This is a genomic window from Paenibacillus sp. FSL H7-0737, assembly GCF_000758545.1.
In the GTDB taxonomy this organism is placed as follows: Bacteria; Bacillota; Bacilli; order Paenibacillales; family Paenibacillaceae; genus Paenibacillus_AQ.
In genome coordinates, this window is record NZ_CP009279.1 from 2,113,451 (window position 1) to 2,127,051 (window position 13,601).

Annotated in this window: 6 protein-coding genes and 2 tRNA genes; 5 read left to right on the top strand and 3 right to left on the bottom strand. The window is 50.7% G+C overall.

Annotation, left to right across the window (positions count from 1 at the left end):
- Window positions 1-2 precede the first annotated feature (2 nt).
- A tRNA-Lys gene (locus H70737_RS09075) sits at window positions 3-75 on the top strand.
- A 518-nt stretch (window positions 76-593) separates the two neighbouring features.
- Here the strand turns inward: H70737_RS09075 and H70737_RS31180 are convergent.
- Window positions 594-815, bottom strand: a complete 222-nt coding sequence (locus tag H70737_RS31180; RefSeq protein WP_231573411.1) for a hypothetical protein — start codon at window positions 813-815, stop codon at window positions 594-596.
- 183 nt (window positions 816-998) lie between these two features.
- The gene (locus H70737_RS09085) at window positions 999-1,829 is read right to left on the bottom strand and encodes a hypothetical protein (RefSeq protein WP_042186565.1); all 831 of its coding nucleotides are present in this window, start codon (window positions 1,827-1,829) and stop codon (window positions 999-1,001) included.
- Window positions 1,830-2,363: 534 nt separating this feature from the next.
- Here H70737_RS09085 and H70737_RS09090 point away from each other — a divergent pair.
- Window positions 2,364-6,668 carry an S-layer homology domain-containing protein gene (locus tag H70737_RS09090; RefSeq protein WP_052404217.1) on the top strand — a complete coding sequence of 1,435 codons (4,305 nt, stop codon included), beginning with the start codon at window positions 2,364-2,366 and terminating at the stop codon, window positions 6,666-6,668.
- A gap of 29 nt (window positions 6,669-6,697) precedes the next feature.
- Complete coding sequence (locus tag H70737_RS09095) at window positions 6,698-10,831, top strand: DUF4855 domain-containing protein (RefSeq protein WP_042186567.1); 4,134 nt, start codon at window positions 6,698-6,700, stop codon at window positions 10,829-10,831.
- A gap of 32 nt (window positions 10,832-10,863) precedes the next feature.
- Here H70737_RS09095 and H70737_RS31570 read toward each other — a convergent pair whose 3' ends face one another.
- Window positions 10,864-11,268 (bottom strand): hypothetical protein, encoded by a 405-nt coding sequence (locus H70737_RS31570; protein WP_052404218.1) that lies wholly within the window; start codon window positions 11,266-11,268, stop codon window positions 10,864-10,866.
- Between the two features lie 57 nt (window positions 11,269-11,325).
- Here H70737_RS31570 and H70737_RS09105 point away from each other — a divergent pair.
- Together H70737_RS09105 and H70737_RS09110 are read left to right on the top strand one after the other, a co-directional pair.
- Window positions 11,326-11,398 (top strand) — tRNA-Lys (locus tag H70737_RS09105).
- Window positions 11,399-11,808: 410 nt separating this feature from the next.
- Entirely contained in the window at window positions 11,809-13,590 is a 1,782-nt protein-coding gene (locus H70737_RS09110; RefSeq protein WP_042186568.1) for a sensor histidine kinase, read from the top strand.
- The last annotated feature ends 11 nt before the right edge of the window (window positions 13,591-13,601 follow it).

A 13,601-nucleotide genomic window follows, 5' to 3' on the forward strand; every position in this document is an offset into this window, starting at 1 on the left:
ATGGACTCTTAGCTCAGTTGGTAGAGCAGTAGACTCTTAATCTATTTGTCCAGGGTTCGAGCCCCTGAGAGTCCATCCTAAAGAAACGGCAGAAATGCCGTTTCTTTTTTGTTGTTCAGGAAGCGGAGTGACTTTTTATTTGGTTTTGATCGTGGTATAGTTTGGGTAGATAAATCTTACAATGCAAAGAGTGCCGTGCGGAAACACGGCTCCCAGTGCAATAGCCGCTTTTAAGGGCGGCGGCTTTCAGGTTTTACGGGCAGAAATAGACCGCATCCTTTGGACTAGGGCGGTCTATTTCTTTTTGAGGTAATTTAGAAGCTCAATGCTAAAAAGGTAGAACAAGTTGAAATGCAGGCTCTCCAGACCTATATTCCTGTTTGGCGCGAGGTATTTAAGAAAGCTTCTACTGCTAAAAAGAAAATGATGCTTAGTACGATCATTGAGTGTGTTAGGGTTTACCGAGATTCAGTAGAACTGACGTTAAAATTGAACATTAGCTCGTTTTTAGCGACTTCAAGTGTAAGTAGTCTAAAAGGTAATGATTATGATTTGAAGGCTGGCAACCAAGTGCATGGCATTCATTATGGAAATCAGTTTTCAGGCATTTTCCAGCCTAATTCATCATCCCACACGGCATCGATATCATCCAGGTGAACATGCCATTCCCCACCGTCTACTTTTCTACGTATCTCGGTCAAACATTTCAACCAATGAAATAAATCGTTCAGCAAATCTTCAATCTGATCCGTCATGGACAGCTTGGTAGCGCCAGCGAAGATCTCCGTTGATCTGGACGAATCGAATTTGTACACTGTGAAAGACTCCGCCCGGTCTTTCCCTTCAAAATCCTGATCATAACGTTGGACAATGGCTGTGATTGCTTGTTGTTCGCTTTCTGTTAGGACGTATTCCCTCGTGCATGTGTAATAAATAGAAACACTGATAAGTCATTCCCCCCAAACATAGAAATGGATGCGATATCCAGTTCCTGTTTATTACCCTCCAAAAGTCGAAAGCAAACTAGGCCAAACCTGCATTCTGGCGCCGCATGAAGGACAATTCATTTCCCCGGCCAAATACGGCAATTGGTTCAAAAAAGAGGAATCGCCCAGCTGATCGGCTCGCTCCGCCAGTATTTGATGTTCCGCTTCAACGAATGCCTCAACGGGAGTAACCTCATGTGCTGCCTGAAGGGGTTCGAATACCGGATCTTCCGCGAATGCTTGTATACGACCGCCTTCTCCGCTCGGCCACAAGTAAGCCTCTTGATTACATACTCCGCAAACGGCCACATATTCGTCGCCAGCCGTAAAATTCAGAAGCATGTTTGCCACGCTCTGGGATTCCCGATAAGCCGCGTCGGCAATGAGAACATATCTTTTTTCGGTATCGTTGCTTATTTCTTGTTTGGCGTAGGCCAACATCTCTGCAACAAGCGAAGCAAGCTCCGCTATCGCTTTTAAGTAAGATTGGTACATCTCCGCGCAAACCTCGTTTCCCGCTTCAGCAGCGAGTTCGTTCCAATCCGAGGGATACGGCTCAGATCTTGTTTTGTCATGACACGACTCGATAATCCCGCAAGTGATGTAGATTTCATGGCGCACTTCCATATTTTTTGATGCGAGAGCAAGTTTGGCCAGATAAGGTACTGCCGCGTAAGTGACGGTATAGATCGTATTTTGGTGATATAAGTGCTCCTGGAATAGCTCGTCGAAAACTTCTTTATCGAAATCAAGCATCAGACGCTCCAACAGTTCAGGTACCATTTCGCCCGACTCGTAAGGACCGGTTAGCTTGCCCCACAGTTCGCTGTTTAATTGTAACAAGAGGAATCACTCCCATCCCTATTCAAGTGGATACATTTTCTATATTATCCTATAAGATCGGCGGGTCCTGAATAGGGCAACGGATATACTCCCCCTCGAGAATAGGGCTTAAAGCCTAGGACGATTCCCCTTAATTCCACATCAAATGCCAAGATTTGTTCATGGGTCTAGTCGTTTTAGACTCCCGTGACGGGTAGACGGAGAATGTGCAGGGCGTAGCGTATCCCCCTAGGCTCTATTTCCATAACATGAAGAAAAGCCAATTCTACTGAAATGGCTTTTTTCTTTTTCACTACTCTTCGAAAGGATCACGATTTTGTACTATTAATTAGCATGAGATATGACAGAAATGTTGGCATGCTTGATTCACTATAGAAGGCCGAATGTCCACATTTGTATATGTATTGTAAAGATAAGTATATCGATGAAACGAATGCCCCTACTTATAATAAAATTGCTGCAGCAGTTGAGCATGGAGGGTCATGCGGTAAGCTGGAGTAAATTTCGAGCTAATAAACAACGGGGGGGATCGTAGTGCGTTTACGGTATAGGAATATTTTTTTAGTGTTTTTTGTTACCGCTTTCATTTTAGTTGCCGTTTCATCGGAGAAGTCCGACGCCGCAACAGGTAATCTGGCTTTAGGAAAGACGGCTTATTCGTCGTCGAACGAAGTAGACTTTTTCGGGCCTGAGAAAGCGGTCGACGGTGGCAATCGGGATGCAAGCCGATGGTCTTCGGAAAGAACGGATGACCAGTGGTTCTACGTTGATCTAGGCGAGCCTGTAGAAATTGGAAGAGTAATCATCAACTGGCAGACTCCGGCGGAACAATATCAAGTTCTTGTGTCTGACGATGCGGTAACCTGGAGGAACGTATTCGCGGACAACCGCGTGCTCGTCGCCCGCGGACCAGTCGAGGATACGATCGATTTTGAGCCGACACTGGCGCAATACGTTAAGTTCCAAGGAGTAACGCGACGTCCAATTGAGGATATCTATTACGGATACTCCTTCTGGGAATTCGAGGTATACAAGGGCAAACCGCTGTTGCCGCCTATGATGGATGCGGTCAAAAACAGCATCGTCGTCTCCGAGGGAGACACTCAGCTGAACCTGCCCACTGTACCGGATGGTTATACGCTGACGCTGGTGAACACGGACAGCTTGCCGGTGATCGACGAGCAGGGCAATATTCATGCGCCGCTTGTGGATACTCAGGTTCAGCTGCTGCTGCAAATCGAGAGCGACAGCGATCCGACATATCTGTTAGCGGATAATGCGTTAGTCACCGTACCCGGTCTCTACGAGCAGACGAGCGATCGGAACCCGGAGCCGCGAGTCATTCCTTCTTTGCGTGAGTGGCTGGGCACAACCGGCGAGTTCCGCTTGACGGATAAATCCAATATCGTCATTCGCGCGGAGGATGAAGCGGCTCTGCAGGGGACGGCCAATATTTTGCGGAAGGACTTGCTTGATTTAACGAAGCTTCCGCTGACGGTTACGGTTGGTTCACCTCAAGAGGGGGACATCTATTTGGTGCTGGATGCCGCGCAAATGGGATTGGGGACAGAGGGCTATGAGCTGAATATCGGCGAATATACTTCCGTCGCTGGCTCCGATCAGACGGGCGTCATGTTCGGCACAAAAACGATCCTTCAACTGCTCGGCCACGATGCCGATCATAAGACGATGCCCAAGGGGCAAACGCGCGATTATCCGAAATACGCGGATCGAGGCTTCATGCTCGATGTGGGCCGCAAGTTTTATACGATCGAATTTTTGCGGGATTATGTGAAGTTGATGTCCTACTATAAGATGAACCGGTTCCAGATTCATCTGAACGATGATGTCGGCGATGTCGGTTACTTCCGTCTGGAGAGCGAGAAATTCCCGGGAGTGACGAGCAAGGACGGCTTCTATACGAAGCAGCAATTCAGAGACCTGCAGCTGCTTGGGATGGAATACGGCGTAAACGTCGTGCCGGAAATCGATACACCGGGCCATTCCGGCGCGTTCATCGCTTACGACCCTAGGTTGGGCAGCAACAATCAGCTGGATATCAATCGTCCGGAGACGCTCGACTTCATTAAAGAACTCTTTGACGAGTATCTCGACGGCAGCAATCCGACCTTCGTCGGCCCGGACGTGCACGTCGGCACGGATGAATATTTCGGCGACGACAAGGAGGCGTTCCGCAGGTACGCGGATATGCTCCTTAACCACATTAACAGCAAAGGCAAGCGCGCTCGTCTGTGGGGCAGTCTGTCCGCATATGACGGCACGACGCCAGTCAGCAACAATGCGACGATGGACATCTGGTATGAGCCGTACGGAAGTGTCTTGCAGGCCATTAAGCTTGGCTACGACGTTGTCAATACCAACACGAACTTGCTCTATATCGTTCCGCAACTGTACCGCAGCTATTTGAATTACGATTTTATTTACAATGAGTGGGAGCCTAACGATTGGCTGGAGACGAAGCTTCCTTATGGGCACCCGCAAGTAAAAGGCGGCATGTTCGCGCTCTGGAACGACGTGTCTGTAGAGAAGGGCGTCTCCATGGCGGACTCGCATCAGCGTATCTTGCCTTCCATGCAAGTGTTGGCGGAGAAGCTGTGGAGAGGCAACCGCGTCGACCGGAACTTTGCAAGCTTCCAGGCGGATGCCGCAAAGTACGTGGACCCGCCGGGTGTTCATCAGTCGCACAAGCTTCAAGTCGACAATGAGCGCAATATCGTTCTCGATTATACTTTCGACGAGGGCTTCGCGGATCGTTCGGGCAACGGCTTTGACGGCAACGCGGTGAATGCAGGCACGGAGAAGGGAATCTTCGGGCAAGCAGTAAGGCTCAAAGGCGGAGCCAGCTACGTGGAAACGCCGCTTCGCACGCTCGGTTTCGGATGGACGATGTCCATGTGGATCAAACCGGACGCTGACAACCCGCAAGGAGCTGTGCTGCTGGAATCTCCGGATGGACAGCTGAAATATAACATCGGGGGCAGCGGCAAACTGGCCATCACGAAAGAAAACTACGTCAGCGAATTCAATTATAAGCTGCCGACCGACCGCTGGACCCATGTCATTATGATCGGCGACGACACGGGGACCTCCATCTTCATTAACGGCAGTGAGTATACGGCTACTCTAAAAGACGGCTCCAAGTTGGAAACGTTCGTATTGCCAGTAGCCAAAATAGGCAGTGAAACGAATGCTTTTAAAGGCTTGATTGACGAACTCATCGTAAGGAACATCTACGTGGACCTGCATGGAAATCTGGCTTTGCATAAGCAAGCCGAATCCTCGCTGCCGGAATCCTCGTCCTACACGGCGGACAAAGCGGTGGACGGCAGAGGGGACACCAGATGGTCCAGCAATTGGGTGGACGATACCTGGTTCATGGTGGATCTGGGTGAAGTGAAGAACATTGATGCTGTATCTATTTTGTGGCAAACGGCTTACGGTTCGAAGTACCGCATTCTCGTGTCCGAGGACAAGGAGAACTGGACGAATGTCGTGAAAGACAACAACGGCGAGATTAACGGCAAGCCGGGACGCGTCGTGACTACCTTCCAAAGCACGCCGGCCAGATACGTGAAGTTCGAAGGCGTGTCCAGAGCTACCATGTTCGGCTATTCCTTTGAGGAATTTGAAGTGTACGGCGAGGAATATAAGCTCGGCAATATACGGCCGATTATCGACCTGTTGACGGCTATCGAGGCCTACAAGCTCGTGGAGGACAATTACTCTCCTGAAGGCTGGGCACAGCTTCAACAGGCGATGGTACAAGCGACTGCGGCGATTCAAACCGCCCAGCTGACTCGTCCTGAGGCCGAGCAGGCGTATGCCGGGCTGAGCATTGCGCGCGATCGTCTAACGATCGAAGACGTAATGGGTCTGATCGAGCTTAATGTGAATGAAAGCATTGCCGCGAATCTCTATCTACCGCAGAAAGGACAGCTCGGCACGCGTATCGTCTGGAGCAGCTCGAAGCCCGACTATCTGAATGCCAACGGACAATTGTTGCAACGTCCGTCAGGCAGCGACATGGAGGTCGTGCTGACCGCGACGATCAGCAAGGGAGATGCATCCGCGAAAAAAACGTTCAAGATCAAAATCAAAGCGTTACCTAGCTCTGGTGGCGGAGGATGGGTTCCGACTCCAATAACTCCAGATCCGGAAGAAGGCCAAAACGGCAGTTCGAATCCGGGAGGCGGAGATCCAGGCAATGGCAATGAGAACGGCAACGGCAATGGCGGGGAGTCTGGCGGATCGACAACGGTTCGACTGAACGATATTGCGAGCCATTGGGCAAAAGCGTCCATCAAACGGGCCGTCGAGCTTGGATTCGTAGCGGGCTATACCGACGAGACGTTCAAGCCGAATAAGACGGTCAGCAGGGACGAATTCGTCGTCATGTTGGTCAAAGCGTTGAAGCTGCAAGGTACGAACAGTTCGCTGGACTTCGCGGACGCAAGCTCAATTCAAGCTTGGGCGAAACCTTATATTGCGCAAGCCTTGGAATCCGGCCTGATCAATGGCTATGCGGATGGGACCTTCCGTCCGAAGGCTTCGATTAGCCGAGCAGAACTGGCAGCGATGATTGTTCGCAGCTTGGGCCTGAAGACTTCGGAAGGGCATGAGCTCTCTTATGCGGACGCGGATCAAATCCCGGATTGGGCGAAGCCGTATGTGGCAGTAGCCCAGGAGGCGGGAGTAATGAACGGTCGGGGGGACAACCGGTTTGCCCCGGCCGCCTCGGCGACGCGTGCTGAAGCTGTGGTCGTCATTCTGAACATGCTCGATGCGCTTGCAGAATTGCAAGCGCAGGAGCAGAACTAATTATGTATAGAAAGAGAGCGTGAGCTTAAGTGAAAACTAGACGAAGTTTGACTGCTTTGCTGCTTGTCCCGGTCATGCTGTTCTCGTTGATATCCTCCGTGTATGCGGAGGAGCCGGGCGGAGAGAGTACCAGCTTTTATAATTTGGTTCAAGGGAAAACGTACACATGGTTGGATCAGCCGGAGGACGCTTTCCCGGATGACGGGACGAAGCTGACGGACGGCAATGCCGTAGACACATCCCGTGACAGCGGCAACTGGGTGGGCCACCGCTACAAGAAATCTCGTTCGGTTGTGTTTGATCTAGGCGAGCAAAAAACGATCAAGGATGTGAGCGCGCGTTTCTTGCAAGATTGGCCGAACAACGAAACGCTTGTACCGCTCACCGTTTCATTCTACGCGTCTGACGATGGGGTGAACTGGGGCGTATTGTCTCATAATGCGACTAAATTGTTATGGGGCGATCAGACCAACACCGAGACGTATAAATGGGACGGCAGCCCAGAGACCGGAGTCGTCAAGCGTGGCGATTATACCGAAGGATTGGTTTACGCTCAGTATGTGAAAGTGGTGTTCTCCTTGCATCCGAGGGCGTGGACTATGATCGACGAGGTGACGATAACCGGTGCGGACGGCTTGATCGACGGAGCCCAGCCAGTGCAGCCCGAACCTTATGGTCTCCAGCAACCTGGGGAGGCTACTGGCGGGATTGAAAATTTGGGCTTGCTGTATAACGGGCATTACCCGGATGGTACAGGAACCTGGACGAAGGAACGGGTTATCCCTAATATCAGCTATGTGAACAAGCAGGGAGAGCCTGTCGATTGGCTGTTCGACGGCGTGCTGTATCTGGGTTTGACGTCGGAAAACGGCAGAGGCTTCGGAGCGGTTGAAGCGGCCGGCAAAGCCAGAAGAGTGGAATGGGAATGGTATTTGAATAAAACGTTTAACGCCGGCGGCGATATGAGCGCGCTGAACGAGGCGACGGCCGAGGTAGGCGCGAAGCTTGGCGAGCCTGACCGTAAGACGAAGGTTGTTATGATGATACCCGATCCGGGCGAATATCAGTCCGATTTTGGCAGCATTAACGATGAAAATCTGGACTTCAACCTAAGTGTGGTCGGTAATGCCGCATCGCTGAACAACCGGGCCAAAGCGATTCAGTGGTGGACCGATGAAGTGCAAGCAAGATGGGCGGCTGCGGGCTACTCGAATCTGGAGCTCGTCGGCATGTATTGGCTGGAGGAACAAATAAGCACGCATTCGACTGGCCCGGAGATGGTCAAGAAAGCGAGCGACATCGTTCATAACGCTGACCTGAAGATGTTCTGGATCCCTCATTCTTTGGCTTATAAGAAATTCATGTGGAAGGATGTCGGCATCGATGCCGTATCTCTGCAGCCGAACTATTTCTTCGAGAAAATGGAGTTCTCGCGTCTGGAAGATACAGCGGATATGGCGAAACGGTACGGCATGTCGCTGGAGCTGGAGTTCGATGACCGGATGATCAATGACGCCGTCTTCCGCGAGCGGTTCATTGATTACTTGAACAGCGGCGTGGATACAGGGCTAATGCAGCAAGGGTATAGAGCGTATTATCAAGGCAACAACGCCATTTTCAGCGCGGCGAAAAGCGAGGATCCTGCTATCCGCGTCCTCTACGATTGGCTGTACCAATTCGTGAAGGGCACTTATCAGAAGCAAGACGCCGCTGCGCCTGATGTTGTAGCGCTCATGAACGGGGAGCCGATCTCGGAGCATACGATTGTGCCTGATACGACACAGGCCGCCTTCACCTGGGCCATTCCGGGAGATGATGACAGCGGTATCGTCAAAGTAACGGCCAAGTATGACGGCAAACCTTATACGCAAGGAACTATAGTAGATCTGACGGGCAAGCCGGGCAAGCATGTGTTGGAGCTGACGGTGGCGGCTGCCAAATCCAAGACGGTTAAGTTCGTAATAGAAGCTCGTTTGGGCGCTGAAGGTCTATTGGCTCTTGTTGATAAATACGCAGACAACAAGCAGCTTAGCAATGCCGATACGGTACGCGCTATGTGGAACGCTCTGATTATGATGGAGCGTACGCAAGAGAGCGATCCTGAGGAAGCCATAGGCTATTTGCTGGCATTCAATGCGAAGCTGGATGGGGCTAAAGGCCTTGAATTTGTAACGGAAGGCGCTTATACGGCCCTGAAGGAAGGCGTGTATTATGAGATTGGCAGCATCGCACAAGACAAAGAAGCAGAGGCATCCTCGACGGAAGCCGCAGGTCTAGAGCCTTCTAAGGCTCTGGATGGCGCACCGGGTACGCGCTGGGCGAGCCAAGTGCGCGATACGGCTTGGTTCCAGATCGATCTGGACAGCAAGCAAACCTTCGATACGGTCCGCATCGATTGGGAATATGCGCGCGCGGACCAATACCGTCTGAGCGTCTCGGATGATAAGCAGACGTGGGAGCCCTTGAAAGTCGGCAACAATGGCGTGGTTAAAGCGTCCGACGGCAAGAATACGCTGGTATTCCCGGCAACGACGGCGAGATACATCAAGTTTGAGGGACTGAATCGGGCTACGTTCTACGGTTATTCCTTCTATGAATTCGGCGTGTACAATCTTTCCCAGCGGCAAGAGCTGAAGACATTGGACGGCATACAAGCCGCCGTGGACGCCTCCACGAAGAAAGTTACGATCAATGGGTTAGTCATGAACGGCAAGAAAGAACATTTGTATGTCAAAGTGCTTGACCCAAAAGGCAACATTCAATATACCGGCCAGACGGGCACTGAGGATGACGGAAGCTTCCGCATCGCCTTTACGTTGACCGGAGAAGAGCAAGGACTGTATACGGTCGAGCTTGAAACGGATGACATGACGACTCCAGCGCAGGCCGCCTTCGAATATCGCAAGCCGCCTTCCACTGGCGGAGGCAATGGGGGCAGCATTGGAGGCGGTTCGGCGCAAGATCCGTATACGTTGCAAACGTACGATTCAGTCAAAGCCGTGCTTGTCCCGACATTGAAAGGCAATCAGGCTGTGGCTTCGGTCGGAGTAGCAGATCTGAATGCCGCGATTCTCAAGGCAACAGCCGACAGCAACGGCAACAAGCATATTCGTCTTGAATTGAAGCTGTCGAACGCGGCTGTCAGCTATGCTTTGGAGCTTCCCGCAGCTAATCTGACGAACCAGTCTAATCTGATTCTGCATATCTCCACGCCGTATGCCCAGCTTGCATTGACTGGCGACATGCTGGCTGGAGTCAAGGAGAATGCCGGAAAGCTGCTCGTTATCGTAAGCGACCATGCAGGCGAGTATCGCGGCAACGAAGCGGCTGGCCGGATCGGCAACAGACCAATCGTTGAAGTTGCATTGCAACTGGACGGTGAAGCTCTGTCTTGGAATAATGCGAAGGCACCGATTTCCATTGCGATTCCGTATTCGCTTCAAGCGGGCGAGCAAGCTGCTGATCTGCAAGCTTTCGAGCTGACGGGCGACAGCGCGGCAGTAATTGATGGCACGTCTTATGACAAAGACAAGGGCGTACTGCGATTCTCCATCGACCAAGTCGGCGTCTATGCTGTCGGCGGCAAGAAACCAGTTGCGTTCACTGACCTTGGCAAGTATGAATGGGCGCGCGAGGCAATAGAGAAGCTGGCCGAAAGAGGCATCGTCAAAGGCACTTCGATCGAAAATGGCACTTTCAGCCCCGCAAATCAAGTAACGCGAGCTGATTTTATCCTTATGCTGGTGAACATGCTTGACCTGCGCGCCGAGATTACCTCGACGTTCACCGATGTGAAACCGAATGATTATTACTACGATGCGGTGTCCATCGTCAAGCAATTGGGAATCGTTTCGGGAGTGAACGAAGTTAACTTTGCTCCTCGTGACTCAATCAGCCGCCAGGACGCTATGGTTATGCTAACCCGAGCGCTTCAAACGACGGGGGCAATCAAGCCGTCCGCATCCGGTTCAACACTTGAGGGCTTCCGTGATGCGAGCCAGATTGCGCCATATGCTGCGGACAGCGTGGCAACTCTGTTCGAGCATGGGCTGGTTACGGGCTCGGGCGGCTATATGAAGCCGAAGAGTACGACCAGCAGAGCGGAAGCGGCGACGTTCTTGTATCGCGTTCTTCAATTAATCGAGGGGCAGCAGCAGGAGTAGACGCGGAAACAATTGATTAAAGCACATTCCGATTAGTGCGGCAACGCGACCGGAATGTGCTTTTTCGACGATACAGAATAAAACTTCCTGAATGGACGGATGAAGCCGGTAAGCCGTCCCGCGCTTCCGCGATGAACTGCGGGCGCGTGATGGCGCCTCCGACCCCCCACGTAAGCCGCCCCGGCGCGCATGGCCGACGCCGCTTCCTCGGGTGTCCTGATGCGCCTTCCGCGACGAACGGTAACGCACAGCGCTTCGCTCTTCCACCGGACGAGCTCCAGGTCGGTGCCTTCGGACCGAGGGCCATGCGGCGTATAGCCGGATAACGTCGTCCCGACGAAATCCATAGAATGGATTGCAAGTAGTTTTTTTTGGAAAATTTTTGATTGCCTCGGGGTGTCTTTGGTAGTGAAACCAACAACGGCGGGAGAGCGCATCGCTGGCAGCGATGAGGCCAGGGATTCGATCTCCCTTGGCTCCACCAAACATCATATGGACTCTTAGCTCAGTTGGTAGAGCAGTAGATTCTTAATCTATTTGTCCAGGGTTCGAGCCCCTGAGAGCCCATCCTAAAGAAACGGCAGAAATGCCGTTTTTTTTTGTTGTGTGGAGAGTGGAGTGGCTTTTTATTAGGTTTCTTTCATGGAATAGTTTGGAGAGAAAAAATGTGCAATGCAAGCGAGCCGTGTGGAAACACGACTGCCGGTGCAATAGGCGCTTTTCGAAGGATCAAACAGGAAATAGACCGTATTCCTTTGCGAGAGGGCGGTCTATTTTTTTTGTGCTGAGGTAAGATCCGGTGCTCTCTCCCGGTACATCGACAACCTCAAGACCAGGCAATGCTTCATCAAGTCAACAATAGACTCTAGTCGGGACGAGCGACTTAGGTTAATATGAAAGCGCAAACATGTTTTCTGGAAGTCTTGAAAGCTACAATTTAGCAACAGAGCATAAAGGTAATCTGAACGGAGGATAAGATGGAAAACTGGTTGGGTAAATCGTTAAAGCAGAAGCTGAGCTTGTTGATTATTATTTCGGTATTGGTACCGGTGTTGTCTCTGGGACTGTTCTCCTATTATATTGCTAAAAGCTTAACGGAAGAGAAAGCGAAAAGTTCAGGCATGAACACGCTTAGGCAAATTGGGGCCTATTTGGAAAATATGGTGAGCGATGTTGAGAATCTATCTCTATTCCTCATCGGCCACCCTGATGTCCAAAGCTATTTGAAAACACCGGAACACGATTTGCTAAAGCAAACCTCGATCGTTAATTTACTTACAACATTATCGATTTCCAAACCATATATCGCCAATGTCATGATCGAATCGAATGAAGATAATAAGCCGTCGGTTTCCTTCAGATCCGTCCTCGAATCAGAATGGGCCGATATTCAGAGCGAATATCCCAGTTATTATGAGAAATATCCTAAATGGTGGTCTCCGGTACATCACTTCGTTACATCGGACGGCAAAGAGGATGTCATTACGATGTCGCGGCCGATTCGCAGCACATCAAAATATTACGATATCGGCATGCTTAAAATTAGCTTGACGCAATCGGTTATCTCTAGCCATTTAAAGCAAGCTGGACTAGAGGGTGAAGGCGTCGCCCTGCTGTTGGACGAACAAAATCGGATATTGGCTGGGCCGGAAGGGTATTCGACTAACAAGAACTTGAACGATTATTTTCCCGGAATAGTTGATTTCAAGAGTAAGTCGGGTTCGTTCGATTACGGAGAAGCGGAGGAGCGGAGTACCGTATTGTACTATCAGATGCCGAATGTTAACTGGAGGCTCGTAGGCATCATTCCGGCAAAAGCTTACAGAGCGCAGAACCAGTATTTTTTAACGTTAACTGCAATTGCAGTCAGCATTTCCATGCTTTTTGTCATCGCTTTTGTACTTGTACTTATTCAAAAGGTGACGAAACCGTTGTCTGCATTAACGAATTTTCTTAGAAATTCCAGCCCGGACGAGCCGCTGCCGACGTTGCCCGTCACATCGATCGATGAGGTTGGACAGCTGATTATTAGCTATAATCGGATGAGCTCGCGAATTATTAATTTAACCGATGAGGTGAAGCAAAACGAAGCGTTGAAGAAGGAAGCGGATATGTCGGCACTTCAAGCGCAGATCAATCCGCATTTTCTATATAATACGTTATCGTCAGTCCACTGGATGGCGCTAATGAAGGGAGACGAAAAAATCGCGGATATGGTCGGCTCATTGAGTGATTTTCTTCGGTTCAGCTTAAATAAAGGACAGGAATATTGTGCAATCAGCCAAGAAATTTTGCATGTAGATCATTATGTGAAAATCCAGTCCATTCGATATCCGGATAAATTTGATTACGAGGCGAATATTCCGGCGGAGCTGCTCGATCTGAGAATGCTGAAGCTGCTGCTCCAGCCGCTAATTGAAAACGCGATGATTCATGGCATTCTGAAAAGAGAGGGTAAAGGAAGCATTATCGTTAAAGCAATGTCAGCGGGAGAGCGAATAACCTTTATCGTTCAGGATGACGGTGTCGGCATGAGCAGGGAAAGATTGGAGCTGCTGAGGGAGAAGGTAAGCGCAAACTTGGGCATTGATCCGCTGAAGAATAATGACTCGGCAGGCAGCAGCTACGGATTGCGCAACGTGCATAATCGGCTGCAGCTTCATTATGGGCATGAAGCCGGTTTGCGGATCGAAAGCGTAGAAGGAAGCGGCACTAAAGTTAGTTTTACGATTATACCGCTCCAATCAGAAATCAAATAGGCTGCAACCTT